We start from the raw sequence: 19,951 nt of genomic DNA, 5'->3' as shown, positions 1-19,951 counted from the left end.
TTTCCTCGTAATCTATTGCATTATGCAGGGAACGGCATTGAACACGAGTGTTTTGCCGCCGTTCTGCTCATCTTGCTGCGTCACCTGGTAATGCAGGCGGCAGCTTTGGGATTGGTTTTTGAGCGTCCAGCGCACCACCAGATCGCCGCTGTCGCCAATGCCGCGTACAAAGGCCTGGCTGCCCTGGCCTACGGTACCTAACAGTGTCTGTTTCTCGTCGTAAACTTCGGCGGTGAACGGAACCGGTTTATGGTCGCTGCGTACGAGGTTAATAATGGCTGCGCGGCCCTGGTCGGTCTCAAATCGACTCAGTACCACCGCGCCACGGCGTGGAATCACCGTCGAGCTGGTGCTTTTCAGTTCGACGTCATTTTCCAACTGGTCAATATCCAGCGAGACCATATTTTCCCGGTACGGGGTCAGCGAACTGCCCACGCCGTAGCCAAAGCGGTCAACCGTACTGTTGCCATAGTCAATTCGCGCCCCTTTGGCGCCAGGCGCTTCTATCAGCACCAGCGTATCGCTATCACCAAAACTCTGGTTGCTGAAGGTCAGGCCACCACGGTGCAAAATAAAGCCGCCGTCGGTGTTAAGGGAATATTGACGCGAGCTATCGTTGCTGGCAGAGGCGGACGCGGCCAGGCTGCCATACCCAGAGTCATAGCTGACGTAAGAGCTGACGGTGGAGAGGTTTTTATCCTCTTTGCGCATGTCATAGGCGGTGCTGACACTGTAGTTCCAGCGGTTGTCGGCACTGTAGCCGCTGGCGCTGGTGTTGAACTGGTTGTTGCCGTTAAAATCGCTGTTTACGCTGCTGTTTAAAGTGTGGAAACCGCCGCCGCTGGTTTCTCTACCCAGTAATTTATCCAGTGGAATGGTCAGACTGAGATACACCGAGTCGTCGCGGTTATTGTCTTCATCGTAGGTGCGCTGCAGGCTCACGCTATAGCTGGCCCAGCCCCAGTTGTTGCTGTAGCCTGCCGAGAAGCTACTGCGTGAATCATTGGTGACCCAGTAATCAGACCAGCTGCCGGTAAGGTATATGGAGCCATAGGTCTCGTCGCCGCTTTGCAGGGTTTGGTTAAGACTGATGGTGAACTGGTTTTTCATTCGCGCGTAGCTATTCATGTTGCGGACTCTATCGCCACTACTGTGGTTCGCATCATCAATCAACGTCAGCGCATCTTTCAGTCCCAGGTAGTCTTTCGTGGAGTAGCGGTAGGCCGCGATATTCAGTGAGGTGTCGGTCGGTGTGAAAAATTTGTTCCACGATACGCGATAGCTCTGGCCGGAGTAAGTTTGATCCTCCGGGATCCTGGCTTGCGATTGCGTCACGTCAAAGGAGATGGCGCCCGCCGAGGTATTCATCCCCAGGCCGAGCAGCCCGGCGAGATAGCCGTTATCTGTGGCCTGAATGCCGCTATAGCCGGTAAACGTACTGTTGAAGCCGTAATAAAAGGTGCCCTGCGCCAGGCCGGGTTTATCTCGCAGGCTGTCGTCATTGACTTCGCCTATGCTGACGTCCCAACGGCCGACGCCAGGGTGCATCATTTGCACCAGCGATGAGAACGGTTGGGTGAAGGTATGCTTCGTGCCATCGGCCTCGGTGATGGTGACTTCTAAATCCGCGCCATAGCCGGACGGTGAAAGATCGTCAATAACAAATGGCCCAGGCGGGACGGTGGTTTCGTAAATTTTATAGCCGTTCTGGGTGATTGAGACGCGGGCGTTGCTTTTGGCGACGCCGCGTATGGTCGGCGCGAAGCTGGCAAGCTGTGGCGGCAGCATTTGCGACTCGCTGTATAGGCGCGCGCCGCGAATATTCACCGTGTCGAAGGTTTCACCGCTGGTACCAGACTCGCCGAGAATGAGCTGTGAACGCAGAAAAGCAATGTCCCTCTGGACGTACCGGTTTTGGTACTCAATGCTGCTTTCGCCCTCTTTTTGCCAGGAGTAGTTACCCTGAGCGCGAAAATGCCATGCGCCAAGGTTGACTCCGCCATTAAAGCCGGCGTATACGCTGTCATCGGTACCTTCATTGTTTTGGTTTTTCCACGCATTGAGGTTATACGACAGCATGGCGGCTGGGATACCATCGTCCCATAACGAAGGGTCAACGCTGTTGGCAAAACCTTTCTGCACCCACATTTGCGGCACGCCGATATCCAGACGCTGGTCGCCACCATCGAAGTGAACGGTTGACTGGTCAATGGCACGCGACAGCTTAAGGCAGCTGTTCGCGCGATCGTCGCGCTTGAGCCATACGGCATCTTCCGGCATATCGTCGGGCAGGCGGACGTGCAACTGGCTGAGTATTTTAGGCGTGATACAGGCTTCGGTTTTGCCGTTCTTGGCGTCAATAAATTCAAGTTTTAGCGTGGTGACCAGCGTGTTATTGACATAGCCGCTGACGTCATAGATCCCGGCAGCAATGGCGTTGCCGTTGGTGTAGCGGCTAAGGTCGACGCTGTTAGAGCCGGGTCCCATGAGAAATGAACTGTCAAATTCGACGTTTTCATTTTCAGCCCATGCGAGAGGACAAGCCGAACAAACGGCGAACATAATCACGCGGGCTAACAGCGAAACAGCGAACTTTTTTGACGACATATTCATCAAGGTGTCCAGAAGCTAAATTTAAAGATCGGCTTTACCGTTGATGGCACCGCCAAAATCGTTAATGGCCATATAATTGACGCTGGCTTTACCCGGCATGCCGCTTAAGCCAGGGATCGCAAAGTCCGCTTCGGTTTTCGGTGCGACCATGGATGACGAAGCGGTATATTTTCGGCCATTCACGTTGGTTTCTACTTTATTAAACGAAACAAAATAGCCAGTGGGATTGGTGACGTGCAGTACGGGCTTGCCCGCTTTTTGCTGCAGGCGCCACTGTAATTTATGCGGTGCTTCCGAGGCGTTATCGTTCAGCCCGCTTGGGCGGTAGAACATTTTAATTCGTGTACGGAATGCCAACTGCAGAAGATTTTTTTCGTTAACGTCTTCGTCTTTCATTTTGGGCGGCACTTCAAGGACGTTAAACCAATAGATACTTTCCCGATCTTTCGGTAATGCGCGTCCGCCGGTAAAGGTGATTTTCACTGTCTGCCCGCGGCCCGCTTCAATGCGCGACACCGGCGGCGTGGCGTTGAAAGGAAGATTAATCGTGCTTGGGTCGGCGTTTTGATTGCCGTCATCCAGCCAGCTTTGCGTTAATGCCGGGCGCGAACCTTTATTTTCCAGCCGAATAGTGGTGTCTTTTTGGGCTTCGTTGTAAACGATTCGGGTGCCTGACAGAATAATATCGGCCCTCGCCGGGTTAATAGCCGAGGTGGTGGCGAGTAGAGATAATGTAATAAGAGTAGAACGACGCATCCTGGTCATTATTATTCCTCCATGTTTTTCATTAAAAGGGAATAATGGAATTCTTTATTCCCTTATAAAGCGTTAACGATTACTCATAGGTAAACGTATAGGCGGTATTCGATTTCACGTAGCCCGGCGTTACAGGAACTGCGCTGGCCTGTCTGACGTAGGACACCACAAAGTTAAAGGTGGCGATGCCGCTTTTGAACGCCACCTGGTGAGTATCAGTAGGGTTGTTGACTTTCACCTGTTTGTACGCCACGGCAGCGCCAGACGAATCGACCATATGAATCGCCAGGTTAACGCCGCTGGCCGGGCTGATGATGGCTTTATCGTTCTCCAGCGTGCCGTTGGCGTTGCTGAAGAACGTGGAGGCCATGCTGAGATTGGCTTTGGTATTCGACGTCGCAGCGCCGCAGTCTACGGTGATGTAGAACTTCTCAGGCATAACGCCCGGTGTGGTGTCTGATACGCCGGGGTTGGCAGTGATATCAGCGGTTTTGGCGGTTTTCAGCTGTACCTGGCCGTCCTGGCTGCCGCCGTTTACGTGCGGCGTACAGGTGTTGTCACTGACCAGACCGGCGAAGTCGACCTGACCACCGTCTAATGCTGCAAATGCCGTTGTGGTTGACGCTGCAGACAGCACCAGCGATAAAGCTATTAACTTTAATTTCATGTAGAAATATCCTTGTTAAAAATAATTTCATGTAAAGCAGCGCTCATTATATGGAGCGTCAATGAAATATAAAAATATAACATTTGGATGATTTTATTTTAAATTATTAATCAGGGTGATGATTCTTGTTCATTGCCTCATGTATATGCGATATAAAGCCTCGGTGTTTTTATCCTTTATGACACTTTGGATAATTATGCATTATTATTTTTGGGGCCATTTTCGCAATCTTGCTGTTTACGCTATTGATTATATAAAATTATTTTGTTTTTGCTTTTTGTTATTTTCGTTGTCTATTGTTACGGCTGGATAAAACCGCATCCGCCTGCTATGTGCTTATTATGCGGTAGCAGGGAAAAGAGGAGCTATCCCATTACTGCCGATAGCTCCAGAACCGAGCCTTTACTCGTAGGTCAGAGTATAGGCGGTGTTCGATTTCACGTAACCCGGTGTTACAGGAACCGCGCTGGCCTGTCTGACGTAGGACGCCACAAAGTTAAAGGTAGCGATGCCGCTTTTGAATGCCACCTGGTGAGTATCTGCGGGATTGTTGACTTTCACCTGTTTGTACGCCACGGCAGCGCCAGACGAATCGACCATGTGAATCGCCAGGTTAACGCCGCTGGCCGGGTTGATGATGGCTTTATCGTTGTTCAGTGTGCCGTTGGCATTGCTGAAGAACGTGGAAGCCATGCTGAGATTGGCTTTGGTATTCGACGTCGCAGCGCCGCAGTCTACGGTGATATAGAATCTTTCTGGCATAACGCCCGGTGTGGTGTCTGATACGCCGGGGTTGGCAGTGATATCAGCGGTTTTGGCGGTTTTCAGCTGTACCTGGCCGTCCTGGCTGCCACCGTTTACATGTGGCGCACAGGTGTTGTCACTCACCAGACCAGCGAAGTCGACCTGACCGCCGTCTAATGCTGCAAGTGCAGAGGCGGAGAGCAGGGCAGCGGAGAAAGCAACCGATAGTGCGATGATTTTTTTCTTCACAAGAATATCCTTATATAAAGTTAATATGTGGCGCAATTTTTTATCTGGTAAATAAAAATATGGTTTATATGAAATTAATTCGTGTGAATTAAACCTGAATGTGGTTACTTTGTAAAATCCATGAGTTGAATTTAAAAAGTTTTATCATTCATAAATTGAATATTATTTTTTTACGTTATCTCCTTTGTCTTGAAGAAGATGTCATTGATATGTCTTTTTTACGCTAAACCATAGGTTTTGATTAATTTTTGAATGAAATGAGCATTTTTTTGTTTTTTTATTCGTTTTGGGGTGGTTTTAATACATGTCGAAATGGTTATTAAATATTAGAGGAGTGTCGGTATATTATTTATATTATTTGTTTTAATGATGTAATTGCGTTATTTAGAATTTTTGAATTGTTTTGTTAGAAGATATAAGGAGATGTGGGTTAAAATTTCAGCTAATATTAAAGGCGTTTCGGTAGATTGATTTAATATTTCTCGATAGATTATATGGTGATACTCGTCATCTACTCAAAACTCAGGCACGTGTTGTGACGCAAGCTGAATGATTCGTGCCTGCTTTATAAGCGCAATATTACCAGCGTTCGGGGCAGGGTGACACGTGACGCAGGCAGATAGCCAGCGGCTGGTTGTCATCGGGGAAGCGTAATTCAGGGGCTATTTCAAACAGTGGCCACAGCATAAATCCACGGTTCTTCATGTCATAATGTGGCACGGTCAGACGGTCGGTATTCATCACTTCATCCCCAAACAGCATTATATCAAGGTCCAGCGTACGCGGCCCCCAGCGTTCGGCTTTACGCACGCGTCCCTGCTGTAGCTCAATGCGTTGGGTGTGATTAAGCAGTTCTTCGGGCGCGAGAGTCGTTTCCAGCGCCACGGCGGCGTTCAGGTAGTCTGGCTGATCCTGTGGGCCTAACGGCGGTGTACGGTAAAACGAGGAAACTGCGACGATGCGGCTGTCGGGAATATCGCCTATCGCTTGCACGGCAGCATTAACCTGCTCCAGAGGTGAGGCTAAATTACTGCCGAGCGCAATATAAACGAGGGTCACGAAGAACCTTCACGGCGCGGGGCACGTTTACGCGGGCGACGATGTCGACGGCGCTCTGGTTCTTCGTCGAGTTCGTTCAGCATGCCTTTTTGTTCCGGCGGCGCGGAAACCTGGAATTCACTCCACCACTGCGCCAGACGCTGCAGCTCTGCGTTGTGTTCCACTTCGGCGCGCAGGGCCAGTAGGTCGTAGGCAGCGCGGAATTTTGGATGCTCCATCAGCTTCCAGGCGCGTTTGCCCTGACGGCGGGACATACGTAGTTGTAGCTGCCAGATATCGCGGGTCAACGAGGTCAGGCGCTTAGGAATAGCCAGCGAGCGGCAGGCTTCGTCCAGTACGTCGTTCATCGCCAGCGCGAAAGCGTCGTAGTAGGCCAGACCGCTCTCCTGCGCGATTTTCTGCGCGGCTTCCAGTAACGGATACCAGAACATGGCGGCGAACAGGAACGCCGGGTTAACGCGCATATCATTGTTGATGCGGTTATCGGTATTCTTCAGCACCTGGGCGATGATGCGCTCCATCGGGCTGTCGCCGTCTTCGGTGAAATAGCGCGTAATAGTTGGGAACAACGGCTGGAACAGGCTGTACTCACGCAGTTTTTTATAGGTTTCATACCCATAGCCCGCCTGTAACAGCTTGAGCGCTTCTTCAAACAAGCGCGCGGGAGGAATATCGTTAAGCAGCGTTGCCAGACGCGGGATCGGTTCTGCGGTTTCCGGGCTGATGCGCATGTCGAGCTTGGCGGCAAAGCGTACGGCACGCAGCATACGTACAGGATCTTCACGATAGCGCGTTTCTGGATTACCGATCAGGCGGATGACGCCATCTTCGAGATCCTGCATGCCTCCGACGTAATCACGTACGGTGAAATCGGCCACGCTGTAATACAGGCTGTTAATCGTGAAGTCGCGACGCTGAGCATCTTCCTCGATGGAGCCGAAGATGTTGTCGCGCAGCAGCATACCGTTTTGCCCGCGTTGTGACGTTGTGCGATCGGACTCGCTGCCTTCATGGTGTCCACGAAAGGTCGCGACTTCGATAATTTCCGGGCCAAACATGACATGGGCCAGACGGAATCGACGCCCAACCAGGCGACAGTTACGAAACAGTTTTCGCACCTGATCCGGCGTTGCATTGGTGGTGACATCAAAATCTTTCGGCTTTTTGCCCAGCAAAAGATCACGTACGCCACCGCCTACCAGCCATGCCTCGTATCCGGCCTTATTGAGCCTGTACATTACCTTCAGGGCATTTTCACTGATATCTTTGCGGGAGATAGAGTGCTGCTCACGCGGGATTACCGTCATATGTGGACGGGCGACGGCAAGCTCGGCCTCGCGCTCCTCGCGGCTTAGCACCTTGCGGCAAAAATTAGCGACTCGGGTAAAAATAGTGCACCTCGGTAGTGTCAAACTTCAGTAAAGACAAGTGTTGCTGTGTAAAAATCGCGGCTAATCATAGCTCAGCATGAGGCATTTGAGAATGCCGGATTTATGCTTACCTGTTCTGGTACCCTGGTGAGATCCCAGTTAGCCACGGCAAATTGCAGGAGTTGTGCCACTGACATATCCCGCCAGTCGTTATAACTGGGCTGCCCCAAAAAGCGTAATGCATCAATCAGTACCGGGCGCGGATCGCCATTGGGCAGTGCAGGCGCATGATTCTGCTTGGAAAGTTTAGCGCCTTGTTCATTGAGCGCCAGTGGCAGATGAATATAGTCTGGTGCTTGCCAGCCGAACTGTTGATACAACGAAATCTGCCGTACCGTTGGTTCGATAAGATCGGCACCACGCACAATCTCCGTCACGCCCTGGAAGTGATCGTCCACCACCACCGCGAGATTATAGGCAAACAGCCCGTCACGCCGATGGATGATAAAATCTTCCCTTGCGAGTTGCGGGTCAGCCTGAATCACACCGCGCAGTTGGTCGGTAAACTGCAGTACCGGATGGTGCTGTTTAATACGTACCGCCGCCTGCTCTGGCCCATGACGTAACTCACGGCAGTGACCATCGTAAATACCGCCGACGCTTTGAATACGCGCACGTGTGCAGGTGCAGTAATAGCTCAGATCCTGCTGATGCAGCCAGGCGAGTGCCTCGCGGTAAGCGTCATGACGTTGAGATTGCCATAAAATATCGCCGTCCCAATGCAGTCCGTAATGTTCCAGCTGACGCAGAATTGTGTCTGCAGCACCGGGAACTTCACGAGGGGGGTCAATATCTTCAATACGTACGCGCCAGATTCCGCGATGAGCCCGCGCCTGCAGGTAGCTCCCGAGGGCGGCAATCAGTGAACCGAAATGTAGCTCGCCAGAGGGGGAAGGGGCGAAGCGGCCAATATAGTGTGAATCGCTCATTTTGCGGGCTAACAAATAATAAGGCGGGAGAAGCTCCCGCCTGTAGTCAACGTGGTAAAATGGCCGGAATTAACCTGCCATTTGTTTTTCGCGGATTTCTGCCAGCGTTTTACAGTCGATGCACAGATCGGCTGTTGGACGCGCTTCCAGACGGCGAATACCAATTTCTACGCCGCATGATTCGCAGTAGCCGAAATCTTCATCTTCTACTTTCTTCAGCGTCTTCTCGATCTTTTTGATCAGTTTGCGCTCACGATCACGGTTACGCAGCTCAAGGCTGAATTCTTCTTCCTGCGCGGCACGGTCCACCGGATCAGGGAAGTTAGCCGCTTCGTCTTGCATATGAGATACGGTGCGATCAACTTCATCCCTAAGTTGATTACGCCATGCCTCAAGAATACGCCTGAAGTGCGACAGCTGGGCTTCGTTCATATACTCTTCGCCCGGTTTCTCCTGGTACGGCTCCACCCCAGCGATGGCGAGAATACTCAGGGACGATGTTTTACGGTTTTGCCCTTCTTGCATGTTGCTTCTCCTTAACACGCACTATCGATCCCCATGTTCGGGGGAAAAATCAGGTCGCTATAAATAGCAGATGCTTTTCCGGATAGCAATTATCTAAACGTAACACTTGACAACCCTGTGAGGAAAAGCGTATTTGCCCACGCGCCCAGAATACTAATTAACCAAATGTTTACACCATTACAAGGTAATGGGCAATGGCTCTTTAAGAGTCATACCATGGGCAGAAAGTTCCGCGTTATAAACCAGAATTTCTACCCCCTTAAGCTGTGCTTCAACTAATAACTGCGCATATTTAGCATCGATATGACGCGCGGGTGAAAACCGTGTAATGGCTGAATGCAACACCGCAAAAAATATCACGGCACGCTTGCCTTCAGCCGCTACGCTCATCAATTCCCGAAGATGTTTCTGACCTCGTTCAGTAATGGCATCGGGAAAATAACCCTGATCTTTTTCCGCCAACGTGACTGATTTCACTTCAATATAGCAGTCAGGTCGGGAATCCGCCTGTAACAAAAAGTCTATGCGACTCCCTTCGGTGCCGTATTTTACTTCACTTTTCAAGGTGCTGTAGCCTGAAACTTCTGAAATGAGCTCATTCTCAATAGCTTCTTTCGTTAATTTGTTGGCCCACAGCGTGTTAACACAAATAAAAGCGCCCTTTTGCGTTTGTGTTAATTCCCAGGTATGGGGATATTTCCGTTTAGTATTTTCTGATGTCGAATACCAGACTGTGTCCCCCGGCGTTGCACATCCGGTCATCGCTCCCGTATTGGGGCAGTGTAATGTTAGCGCTGTGCCATCCGGTGTAATCACATCCGCTAAAAAACGCTTATAGCGCAGGATGAGCGTGGCAGGTTGTAAAGGTGGAGAAAATTGCATGAACAGTCCCTTTGATTATTCAGTCAGCATCCAGCGTTGCAGTGGCGTGTAACGCGTGCGTCCCCGCGATAGTGAAGAGGAATACAGCGCAAACTCCGTGACCGGAAATGACCAGCCAAAGCCAGGTGCGGGGAGAGATACCGCATGACCCGCATCGCGCAGCAGTGTGATATGTGGATGAAACGGCTGTGGACTTTGGTAGCACCCGCTTCGTGCGGCCTGCGCCCGCAGCATATTCGCCAGTTGCAGCAGGCCGCGCGGCGGCTGACGCATTCCCAGCCACACAACCCGCGAGCGCAGCCATTGTCCGGCATCATCAAGTTTGAGGGTAAAACCCGGCTGGCGAATACGTCCGGCAAGCTGTGACAGCGCCTGCTGTTTCTCCGCGCTGACGTCGCCTAAAAAGGCCAGCGTCAGATGCAGATTATCAGCGGCGACGGGACGACCCGCTTCAGCGGGAAACTGCGCGGCCCGCCAGTGGATGAGCTGCTCCCGAACCTCGCCTGGCAATTCAATCGCAAAGAACAGCCTTTTTGGCTCAGTCATGATGGATACTCGGTTATGAATTAACGCGATGCTACAATGCAGCGCGAAGAATGTTAACCCTCTGGAGCCATTTGTGACGTCGTTGCCCGTTGCCGCCGTAGTGCCTGAACTGCTTACCGCCCTTGATGCCTCGTTGCAGGTTTTGCTGACGGCGCCGACTGGTGCCGGGAAATCGACCTGGCTGCCGTTGCGACTTCTTGAGCACCGCGGCATCAAGGGGCGCATTATTTTGCTGGAGCCTCGGCGTCTGGCTGCGCGTAATGTGGCGCAACGATTAGCGGAATTGCTGAATGAAAAGCCTGGTGAGACTGTCGGCTACCGGATGCGTGCGCAAAGCTGCGTAGGGCCGCAGACCCGCCTTGAGGTGGTGACGGAAGGTGTCCTGACGCGCATGATCCAGCGCGATCCTGAGTTGTCGGGCGTTGGGCTGGTGATCCTCGACGAATTTCACGAGCGGAGTTTGCAAGCTGACCTGGCGCTGGCGCTGTTACTGGATGTGCAGCAAGGGCTGCGCGACGACCTGAAGCTGTTGATCATGTCCGCCACTCTGGATAATGGGCGTTTGCAGCAGATGTTACCCGATGCGCCGACGATTGTCTCTGAAGGCCGGGCATTTCCTGTTGAACGGCGGTATCAGCCGTTGGCGGCACACCTGCGTTTTGATGAAGCGGTAGCGATAGCGGCGGCAGAATTCTTGCGCCATGAAAGCGGGTCGCTGCTGCTGTTTTTTCCGGGCGTGGGGGAAATCCTGCGCGTGCAGGAACAGCTGACATCACGTGTGGGCAGTGATGTGCTGCTATGTCCACTATACGGTGCATTGACGCTTGCCGAGCAGCGTCAGGCGATTTTGCCCGCGCCGCAAGGTAAGCGCAAAGTGGTGCTGGCGACCAATATTGCCGAAACCAGCTTAACGATTGAAGGCATCCGGTTGGTGGTCGACTGCGCCCAGGAGCGAGTGGCGCGCTATGACGCGCGCACCGGTTTAACGCGGTTGATTACCCAGCGCATTAGCCAGGCATCGATGACCCAGCGAGCCGGGCGTGCAGGTCGTCTGGAGCCCGGTATCTGTCTGCATCTGCTTGCCAAAGAGCAGGCCGAAAGAGCGGCGGCGCAGGGCGAACCCGAGATATTACAGAGCGATCTGTCCGGACTGTCGATGGAACTGCTGCAATGGGGATGCACCGATCCTGCGCAGTTGAACTGGCTGGATACGCCGCCAGCTATCAACCTGCAGGCAGCAAAACGGCTGTTGCAGATGCTGGGCGCGCTTGAGGGCGACAGACTCAGCGTCACGGGGCAAAAAATGGCGGCGTTGGGTAACGATCCCCGTTTAGCGGCTATGCTGGTTAGCACCAACAGTGACGATGAAGCGGCATCGGCGGCAAAACTGGCAGCAATTCTGGAAGAGCCGCCGCGCGGTGGCAGTAGCGATTTGGCTGTTGTGTTTTCACGAAATCAGCCCGTCTGGCAGCAGCGTAGTCAACAATTACTGAAACGGCTTAACGTTCGCAGCGGGCAGCCAGACAGCGCGCTGCTCCCCTCGTTGCTGGCGCAGGCGTTTGCCGATCGGATCGCGCGTCGACGTGGACAAGAAGGACGCTATCAACTGGCCAACGGCATGGGGGCAATGCTGGATGCCGATGACGCTCTTGGACGCCATGAATGGTTGATTGCGCCGTTGTTATTGCAAGGCAGCGCGTCACCAGATGCGCGTATTTTACTGGCCTTGCCGCTGGATATTGAAGTGTTGATGCAGAGGTGTCCTGAACTGCTGCAACAGTCCGACACCATCGAATGGGATGAAGCCCAGGGAACGTTAAAAGCACTGCGCCGTACGCGGATAGGCCAGTTGACGCTAAAAGTGCAGCCACTGGCCAAGCCCTCGGAAGAGGAGTTGCATCAGGCGATGCTGAATGGTATTCGCGATAAAGGGCTAAGTGTGCTCAACTGGACACTGGAGGCCGAGCAGCTTCGGCTGCGTTTGCAATGTGCGACAATCTGGTTGCCGGAGTACGACTGGCCCGCGGTAGATGAGGATTCTCTGTTGAAGACGCTGGAGCGTTGGCTGCTGCCACACATGAGCGGTGTGCACTCTTTACGCGCGTTAAAAGCACTCAATGTGGGTCAGGCATTGCGAGGTTTGCTGGACTGGTCAATGCTGCAACGTCTGGATAGTGAACTGCCAGCGCATTACACTGTGCCAACGGGAAGCCGGATTGCCATTCGCTATCATGAGGATAATCCTCCTGTATTGGCCGTTCGGATGCAGGAAATGTTTGGTGAAGCAAACACTCCGACTATCGCCCAGGGACGCGTGCCGCTGGTGCTGGAGCTGTTGTCTCCGGCCCAAAGACCGCTACAGGTAACGAGCGATCTAAGCGCGTTCTGGCAGGGATCGTACCGCGAGGTGCAAAAAGAGATGAAAGGGCGTTATCCCAAACATGTCTGGCCGGACGATCCGGCGAATACCGCGCCAACGCGGCGCACCAAAAAGTATTCATAATTTGAGAGATTTCTTCTTCTGTCGCAGGGCGGAAGAACTGAGAATCGGCCTTTGCGCCTGAATGTTGCGGAGAAAAAGCATGGCGGGGAATGACCGCGAGCCAATTGGACGTAAAGGGAAACCCTCGCGTCCGGTGAAACAAAAGGTGAGCCGTCGTCAACTCAGAGATGAAGAGTATGACGACGATTATGATGATGATGACTATGAGGATGAAGAACCGATGCCGCGTAAGGGTAAAGGCAAAGGGCGTAAGCCTCGTGGTAAACGCGGCTGGTTCTGGCTGCTGGTAAAACTGTCGATTGTTTTTTTGGTGCTGATCGCCATTTACGGCGTGTATCTGGACCAAAAAATCCGTAGCCGTATAGACGGTAAAGTCTGGCAGCTTCCTGCTGCAGTATATGGTCGCATGGTTAACCTTGAGCCAGAAATGCCGATCGGCAAGAACGAAATGGTGAAGTTGCTGGAAGCCACGCAGTACCGTCAGGTAACGAAGATGACGCGTCCAGGCGAATTCACCGTGCAGGCGAAAAGCATTGAGATGATTCGTCGTCCGTTTGACTTCCCGGACAGTAAAGAAGGGCAGGTGCGCGCGCGTCTGACCTTTGACGGTGATCATCTGGACACCATCGAGAATATGGATAACAACCGCCAGTTCGGTTTCTTCCGTCTCGATCCACGCCTGATTACCATGCTCTCTTCACCTAATGGCGAGCAGCGCTTGTTTGTCCCGCGCAGTGGATTCCCGGATCTGCTGGTCGATACACTACTGGCAACCGAAGACCGTCACTTCTATGAGCATGATGGCGTCAGCCTCTACTCGATTGGTCGTGCGGTGCTGGCCAACCTGACGGCCGGTCGCACAGTGCAGGGGGCGAGTACGCTGACTCAGCAGCTCGTGAAGAACCTGTTCCTGTCCAGCGAACGTTCTTACTGGCGTAAGGCCAACGAAGCTTACATGGCGCTGCTGATGGATGCGCGTTACAGCAAAGATCGCATTCTTGAGCTGTACATGAACGAAGTCTATCTCGGTCAAAGCGGCGATAATGAAATTCGCGGCTTCCCGCTGGCGAGCCTCTATTATTTCGGTCGTCCGGTGGAAGAACTGAGCCTCGACCAGCAGGCGTTGCTGGTGGGGATGGTTAAAGGGGCGTCAATCTATAACCCATGGCGTAACCCGAAGCTGGCGCTGGAGCGTCGTAACCTGGTGCTACGTTTGCTGCAACAGCAGCAGATTATCGACCAGGATCTGTATGACATGCTGAGCGCGCGTCCGTTAGGCGTACAGCCGCGTGGTGGAGTGATCTCGCCGCAGCCAGCCTTTATGCAGATGGTGCGTCAGGAGCTCCAGGCGAAGCTGGGCGATAAAGTTAAAGATCTCTCCGGCGTGAAGATTTTCACCACCTTTGATTCCGTGGCGCAGGACGCTGCGGAAAAAGCGGCGGTGGAAGGCATTCCGGTGCTGAAGAAACAGCGTAAGCTGAGCGATCTGGAAACCGCGATTGTAGTGGTTGACCGCTTCAGTGGCGAAGTGCGTGCCATGGTTGGTGGAGCAGAACCGCAGTTTGCGGGCTATAACCGTGCGATGCAGGCGCGTCGTTCGATTGGTTCTCTGGCAAAGCCAGCGACTTATTTGACCGCGCTCAGTCAGCCGAAACTGTATCGCCTGAATACCTGGATTGCTGATGCGCCGATTGCGCTGCGTCAGCCGAACGGACAGGTCTGGTCGCCACAGAACGATGATCGTCGCTATAGCGAAAGCGGAAAAGTGATGCTGGTGGATGCGTTAACCCGCTCCATGAACGTACCGACGGTAAATCTGGGGATGGCGCTGGGCTTGCCTGCTGTGACTGATACCTGGATTAAACTGGGTGTGCCGAAGGATCAGCTCCACCCGGTTCCGGCCATGCTGCTCGGGGCGTTGAACCTGACGCCGATCGAAGTGGCGCAGGCGTTCCAGACTATCGCCAGCGGCGGCAACCGCGCGCCGCTGTCGGCGTTGCGTTCGGTGATTGCTGAAGATGGCACCGTGCTGTATCAGAGCTTCCCGCAGGCCGAGCGTGCCGTGCCAGCACAGGCGGCGTATATGACGCTGTGGACCATGCAGCAGGTGGTTCAGCGTGGTACGGGTCGTCAGCTTGGCGCGAAATATCCAGGCTTGCATCTGGCAGGGAAAACCGGGACCACTAACAACAACGTGGATACCTGGTTTGCCGGGATCGACGGCAGCCAGGTGACCATCACCTGGGTGGGACGTGATAACAACCAGCCAACCAAGCTGTACGGTGCCAGCGGTGCAATGTCGATTTATCAGCGTTATCTGGCTAACCAAACGCCAACGCCGCTGGTGCTGACGCCGCCGGAAGATGTGGTGGATATGGGCGTGGACTACGATGGTAACTTCGTGTGTAGCGGCGGTATGCGCACGCTGCCGGTCTGGACTACCGATCCTGATTCACTGTGTCAGCAGGGTGAAATGATGCAGCAGCCGACCGGAAATCCGTTCGATCAATCTTCTCAACCGCAACCGCAGCAGCAACAGCAGCAACAGCAGCCACCGCAGCAAGAGAAGAAAGACAGCGATGGCGTAGCGGGCTGGATTAAGGATATGTTTGGCGGGAATTAATCTCGCTACCGTTGTACTTCCCCCATATCAGCATGATGCCAATGCGTGCTGATGTGGGGATTTCCCCCTGTTTGACATCCCTGTTTTTACGCCGCTTCCTGACTAACCTCCAGTTTTTAAAGCAAATAGCATTGAAAATCGATTCGATTATTATGTGCCAATTATAAACAATAATTTTTTTGTATTTATTTCTGTGACAATTAAACGTTAAATTTTTTTGTTTTCGTTTTCTGGTTGCATTTTACAGTGAATTTCATAGTGAAAATAATTAAATCCATCTAAAGTATTCTTTTGGTGTATGTATTTTTATCTTCTTAATGTTGAATTAAGTATAAATAATTTATGGGGATATTCTTAATTTAATCAATGTGTTGATTGTTATGTTATTTCACTGTGTGTGGGAAGGCTATTCGCTTTTATTCGTTTATCCTCGTATGATAAATCATCAAAGGGAATATTTTGATGTTGATAGATCTGATGTTTGTATAATATTCATGGAAATATATTGCTCATCATCATTTGCAGCCAGACTCTGTATTTCCTTTGATGCAATCCATTTATTTTAATGTTGATTTTTATGAGCATATGTAAGGAATACGTTATGTGCAAAAAAATTCTCACCGACTTGTTCATGGGCGGTATGTTGGCAGGGATTGTGGCCCCAGCGTTAGCTGTTGATACGGGAAGCATTACTTTTACCGGGAAGATTGTCCCTGACTCTTGCGTAGTCGATGTCAATGGCGCTGGAGGAGAGGGGACGGTTACCTTTAATCAGTTGTCAAAAACTGCGTTCGGCGCAGATAAGAAAGTTGGCGATTCGCAATCTTTTGCCATCACCATCACGGGTTGTGATGAGGCGGTTCAAAACCTCAATATCAAGTTTGATGGGGCAAGCATCCCCGGATACAACGAGGAAGTATTGCAGCCTGGAGGAGAGGCAAAGAATGTCGGGGTTCGTATGCTGCCTGAAGGGAGCAGTAATTATGTGAAATTTGATGGTTCAGAACCGGATGTCGCGCTAAATAAGGCCAACGTTGGGAACGTAATATTTAACTATAAGGCTGAAGTGATTCAGGTGGGTAGCACTGCGCCGACCGCCGGAGATTACACAGCACAAGCTACTTACACCCTGCTTTACCGTTAGTACCTGTCTAACCTGGCCCAGGCTGGGCCAGTATTTCAATGGAATGGAAATATGAAACGATTTATTATCGCATTAACCGCTATTTTCACTATCGGGATTAATCTTGCCCATGCTGGTGTTGTATTGGGGGGGACTCGCGTTATTTATCCTGCTAATCTGGCAGAGGTTCAGGTTGCGCTGAAAAATAAGGATAATGATAAGCGCTATCTTGTTCATAGCTGGGTAAGCAATATTGATGACAGCAAAGCCCCCTTTATTATTACTCCGCCAATTTATAAACTCGATGAAAATCATCAGACATTGTTGCATGTCGTTTATACCGGCAGTCAATCTTCTGTCCCTCAGGATCGTGAATCATTGTATATGGCAAATGTTAAATCTGTTTCTGCGATACCTGAAGCATTGCGTGATAATAATACACTGCAATTTGCCATTAAAACCAAATTAAAGTTGTTCTACCGCCCGGTATCGTTGAAAGAGAGCGAGGCTAAAACCGCCTGGCAGTCACTGCAGTTTAGTCGCAGCCAAAACCAGCTTATCGTGAAGAATCCTACGCCATTTTACGTCACTTTTGGCCAACTCACCGTTGCTGGAAAAGAAATTAAACCCGCTGCAGATGGGAAAACACCTTCTGCATTAGCGATGATGGTCGCGCCGTTTGGCGAGCAGCGTTTCCCTTTATCATCATCGGTGAAAGGGGATGTGGTCTGGACTGCAATTAATGATTTCGGTTCAGAAACCGGGCAGCACAAACAGTCGCTGTAAATCAACTATTGATTTATCACGGGTGGTATTTATGGCTTCTCATCATACTGTTCGGATACTGGCCCTCAATTCGCTGACATTGGCTTTATTTACGATGAGTGGTGCAGTCTATGCCGAGGATTATTTTAATCTCGATGTTCTGGAAACGGGAACACCATTGGAAAATACGGGGGCGCTTGAATCTTATTTACAGCATAACGGGTTATCACCCGGGCGTTATTTAACATCGATTGTCTGGGATCAGGACCGAATTGATAAGCGAAATATAAATTACCTCCTTTCAAAAGATAATAAAAAACTGATTCCACAACTGACCAAAGCAGAATGGCGCGAGCTCGGTGTGAAAGTGGATGCCATACCGACATTAAATAATATTGATGATAATACGCTGCTGGGCGATATCAGCGAATATATCGCCGATGCACACGATGACTTCAACCCGGAGACCCAGGTACTGCAATTACGCATCCCTCAGATATACCGTGACCGGCAAATGTCGGGGGAAAGCAACCTCGCTTCCTGGGATGACGGCATTCCGGCGCTGTGGACGAGCTACTATGTCTCGGGGACGCATCAACAATTGAACGGCGACAGCAATGTATCCAACTGGGCGAGCTTCAATTCTGGAATGAATATCGGCCCCTGGCGTTTGCGTAACGCCAGTAACTGGGGAAATGATGATGGCTGGCAATCCATTAGTACGACGCTTTCCCGTGATATCAAGCGCTTACGCAGCCAGCTTCAGTTTGGGCAAACCGCTACCAATGGTGAACTGTTCGACAGTGTGCAAATGACGGGTATGAAGCTGGAAACGGATACCAGCATGCTGCCCAGCGGGTTGCAGGGATTTGCGCCGGTCGTTCGTGGCATCGCCAACAGCGATGCCAAAGTGACCGTTAAGCAAAATGGTTACACCGTTTACCAGACAAACGTTTCACCGGGCCCATTTGAAATCCGTGATTTAGCGCAGGTGACGGCAGGGGCGGATCTGGAAGTCACTGTGACGGAAGCCGATGGCACGGAAAGGAGCTTTATTCAGGCGAGCTCCTCGGTGCCGATCATGCAGCGTGATGGCGCGTTGAAATACAGCCTGGCGATGGGGAAATATCGCGATACGGATAGCCATGAGAAACCAGAATTTGGTCAGGCAACGCTGATTTACGGCTTGCCGTATGGCATTACCGCTTACGGCGGTGTGCAGGGCGCGTCAATGTACCATGCCGGGCTGGTCGGTATCGGGGCGGATTTACATCATTTGGGCTCGCTGTCGATGGATTTAACCATGGCCAAAACGGCTTTTGACGACAGTCGCTCTGATACCAGCGGCCAGTCGTGGCGCGTGCAGTACGCCAAAGATTTTCCGCTGACCGATACCACGGTCACGTTAGCCAGCTATCGTTACTCCACGTCCGGGTTTTATACCTTTCAGGAGGCACTCGACCAGCGAAATAGTCGCTATGACGACGACAGCATCTACAGCTACCGCGACAGCTACAACCGTCGCAGCCGCATGCAACTGAACGTGTCGCAGTCGTTACAGAGCTGGGGATCGGTGTATGCCAACGCTTATCAGCAGGACTACTGGGGAATGCAAGGCCATGAGCGCAGCGTCAGCATGGGCTACAGCAGCAGCTGGCAGGGCGTGAACTGGTCGCTGAATTACAGCCTTACCAAAACGCCGTCGACGGATAACGACCAGCAGTTTTCAGTATCGATTAACGTCCCGCTTTCGCGTTGGCTGCCGAATGCCTGGGGCACGTATAACCTGACGAGTTCGAAAACAGGCAACACGTCACATCAGGTTGGCGTAAGCGGTACATTGCTGGAAAACAAAAATTTAAATTACAACCTCCAGCAAACCTACACGGATAACAACGTGGGCTATGGGGCGTATCTCTCGTCACGCTATCGGGCTTCGGCGGGTGAGTTCAGCGCCAATTACAGCTACCAGAAAAATAGCAAGCAGTGGGGCTATAGCGCGCAAGGATCTGTGGTGGCGCATTCGCAGGGGATTACGCTCGGGCAGTCAATTCAGGATGCCTTCGCCCTGGTGCATATCGCCGATGGTGACCACGTTAAAATACAGAATGCGCAGGGGATATACACCGATCGCTGGGGTAATGCGATCGTGCCGAATTTAACTAACTATCGGCGTAATACTGTCACTGTGAATACCGTGGGGCGTGACGATCTGGATATTCAGGATGCTTCTGTGGATGTGGTTCCCACGAAAGGCGCGGTGGTGGCGGCTTACTTTAGTGCTCGTTCGGGGAAACGGGCCTTGCTGACGCTGCGGCATGGCCAGGGCGTGGTGCCGTTTGGCGCAGTGGTGAGTATGGACGGGACGACATCAATCGTCGGCGATGATGGTGAAGCGTATGTCACAGGGCTCAAAGGAACGCAACGTTTTGAGGCGCAATGGGGAAATACCGCACAGACCAAATGTTCGGGCCGCGTGAGCGTGCCGGAGAACGTAGGCGCAGGAATTCTTACGGCTACAGTGAATTGCCAATAAC

Annotated in this window: 15 protein-coding genes; 5 read left to right on the top strand and 10 right to left on the bottom strand. The window is 51.9% G+C overall.

Annotated elements, in window-relative coordinates; genetic code table 11:
- Positions 1-12: 12 nt before the first annotated feature.
- The 10 genes from ACU8YC_RS21555 to thpR all read right to left on the bottom strand — a co-directional run bounded on the left by ACU8YC_RS21555 (position 13) and on the right by thpR (position 10,400).
- Complete coding sequence (locus ACU8YC_RS21555; RefSeq protein ID WP_420869112.1) at positions 13-2,613, bottom strand: outer membrane usher protein; 2,601 nt, start codon at positions 2,611-2,613, stop codon at positions 13-15.
- 21 nt (positions 2,614-2,634) lie between these two features.
- On the bottom strand, positions 2,635-3,378 hold the full coding sequence (locus ACU8YC_RS21550; protein WP_252838401.1) for a fimbrial chaperone: 744 nt from the start codon (positions 3,376-3,378) through the stop codon (positions 2,635-2,637).
- A gap of 70 nt (positions 3,379-3,448) precedes the next feature.
- Positions 3,449-4,036, bottom strand: coding sequence for a fimbrial protein (locus ACU8YC_RS21545; RefSeq protein ID WP_151216771.1), 588 nt, complete (start codon positions 4,034-4,036; stop codon positions 3,449-3,451).
- Between the two features lie 402 nt (positions 4,037-4,438).
- The gene (locus ACU8YC_RS21540) at positions 4,439-5,029 is read right to left on the bottom strand and encodes a fimbrial protein (RefSeq protein WP_151224571.1); all 591 of its coding nucleotides are present in this window, start codon (positions 5,027-5,029) and stop codon (positions 4,439-4,441) included.
- Positions 5,030-5,608: 579 nt separating this feature from the next.
- Positions 5,609-6,088 carry a 2-amino-4-hydroxy-6-hydroxymethyldihydropteridine diphosphokinase gene (gene folK, locus ACU8YC_RS21535; RefSeq protein ID WP_210904452.1) on the bottom strand — a complete coding sequence of 160 codons (480 nt, stop codon included), beginning with the start codon at positions 6,086-6,088 and terminating at the stop codon, positions 5,609-5,611.
- Entirely contained in the window at positions 6,085-7,479 is a 1,395-nt protein-coding gene (gene pcnB, locus ACU8YC_RS21530; RefSeq protein WP_210904658.1) for a polynucleotide adenylyltransferase PcnB, read from the bottom strand. Before pcnB ends, folK begins: the two co-directional genes overlap by 4 nt.
- Positions 7,480-7,550: 71 nt before the next feature.
- Positions 7,551-8,447, bottom strand: a complete 897-nt coding sequence (gene gluQRS / locus ACU8YC_RS21525) for a tRNA glutamyl-Q(34) synthetase GluQRS (protein WP_252838400.1) — start codon at positions 8,445-8,447, stop codon at positions 7,551-7,553.
- A 69-nt stretch (positions 8,448-8,516) separates the two neighbouring features.
- A complete protein-coding gene (gene dksA, locus ACU8YC_RS21520) occupies positions 8,517-8,972 on the bottom strand; it encodes an RNA polymerase-binding protein DksA (RefSeq protein WP_003018625.1) in 456 nt (151 codons plus the stop codon).
- Between the two features lie 177 nt (positions 8,973-9,149).
- On the bottom strand, positions 9,150-9,854 hold the full coding sequence (sfsA, locus tag ACU8YC_RS21515; protein WP_446895717.1) for a DNA/RNA nuclease SfsA: 705 nt from the start codon (positions 9,852-9,854) through the stop codon (positions 9,150-9,152).
- Between the two features lie 15 nt (positions 9,855-9,869).
- Positions 9,870-10,400 carry an RNA 2',3'-cyclic phosphodiesterase gene (gene thpR / locus ACU8YC_RS21510; protein WP_187253746.1) on the bottom strand — a complete coding sequence of 177 codons (531 nt, stop codon included), beginning with the start codon at positions 10,398-10,400 and terminating at the stop codon, positions 9,870-9,872.
- A 73-nt stretch (positions 10,401-10,473) separates the two neighbouring features.
- Here thpR and hrpB point away from each other — a divergent pair, with 73 nt between their 5' ends.
- The 5 genes from hrpB (at position 10,474) to ACU8YC_RS21485 (ending at position 19,950) form a co-directional block, all read left to right on the top strand.
- On the top strand, positions 10,474-12,903 hold the full coding sequence (gene hrpB, locus ACU8YC_RS21505; protein ID WP_446895716.1) for an ATP-dependent helicase HrpB: 2,430 nt from the start codon (positions 10,474-10,476) through the stop codon (positions 12,901-12,903).
- A gap of 79 nt (positions 12,904-12,982) precedes the next feature.
- Positions 12,983-15,526: a bifunctional glycosyl transferase/transpeptidase gene (mrcB, locus tag ACU8YC_RS21500; RefSeq protein WP_446895715.1), complete on the top strand. Its 2,544-nt coding sequence runs from the start codon at positions 12,983-12,985 to the stop codon at positions 15,524-15,526.
- Positions 15,527-16,127: 601 nt separating this feature from the next.
- Positions 16,128-16,670 (top strand): fimbrial protein, encoded by a 543-nt coding sequence (locus ACU8YC_RS21495; protein ID WP_286542715.1) that lies wholly within the window; start codon positions 16,128-16,130, stop codon positions 16,668-16,670.
- 51 nt (positions 16,671-16,721) lie between these two features.
- Positions 16,722-17,435 (top strand): fimbrial biogenesis chaperone, encoded by a 714-nt coding sequence (locus ACU8YC_RS21490; protein WP_423390770.1) that lies wholly within the window; start codon positions 16,722-16,724, stop codon positions 17,433-17,435.
- 31 nt (positions 17,436-17,466) lie between these two features.
- Entirely contained in the window at positions 17,467-19,950 is a 2,484-nt protein-coding gene (locus tag ACU8YC_RS21485; RefSeq protein ID WP_446895714.1) for a fimbria/pilus outer membrane usher protein, read from the top strand.
- The last annotated feature ends 1 nt before the right edge of the window (position 19,951 follow it).

This window comes from Citrobacter sp. VF227 (assembly GCF_052950715.1).
Note: the sequence above shows the minus strand (reverse complement) of the source record. Positions and strands in the feature narration are given on the sequence as shown.

What these genes read in the sequence shown, in the direction of transcription:
- ACU8YC_RS21555 (WP_420869112.1), bottom strand. Translation starts at nt 2,613, where the DNA reads ATGAATATGTCGTCAAAAAAGTTCGCTGTTTCGCTGTTAGCCCGCGTG.
- ACU8YC_RS21550 (WP_252838401.1), bottom strand. Translation starts at nt 3,378, where the DNA reads ATGACCAGGATGCGTCGTTCTACTCTTATTACATTATCTCTACTCGCC.
- ACU8YC_RS21545 (WP_151216771.1), bottom strand. Translation starts at nt 4,036, where the DNA reads ATGAAATTAAAGTTAATAGCTTTATCGCTGGTGCTGTCTGCAGCGTCA.
- gluQRS (WP_252838400.1), bottom strand. Translation starts at nt 8,447, where the DNA reads ATGAGCGATTCACACTATATTGGCCGCTTCGCCCCTTCCCCCTCTGGC.
- dksA (WP_003018625.1), bottom strand. Translation starts at nt 8,972, where the DNA reads ATGCAAGAAGGGCAAAACCGTAAAACATCGTCCCTGAGTATTCTCGCC.
- sfsA (WP_446895717.1), bottom strand. Translation starts at nt 9,854, where the DNA reads ATGCAATTTTCTCCACCTTTACAACCTGCCACGCTCATCCTGCGCTAT.
- thpR (WP_187253746.1), bottom strand. Translation starts at nt 10,400, where the DNA reads ATGACTGAGCCAAAAAGGCTGTTCTTTGCGATTGAATTGCCAGGCGAG.
- mrcB (WP_446895715.1), top strand. Translation starts at nt 12,983, where the DNA reads ATGGCGGGGAATGACCGCGAGCCAATTGGACGTAAAGGGAAACCCTCG.
- ACU8YC_RS21495 (WP_286542715.1), top strand. Translation starts at nt 16,128, where the DNA reads ATGTGCAAAAAAATTCTCACCGACTTGTTCATGGGCGGTATGTTGGCA.
- ACU8YC_RS21490 (WP_423390770.1), top strand. Translation starts at nt 16,722, where the DNA reads ATGAAACGATTTATTATCGCATTAACCGCTATTTTCACTATCGGGATT.
- ACU8YC_RS21485 (WP_446895714.1), top strand. Translation starts at nt 17,467, where the DNA reads ATGGCTTCTCATCATACTGTTCGGATACTGGCCCTCAATTCGCTGACA.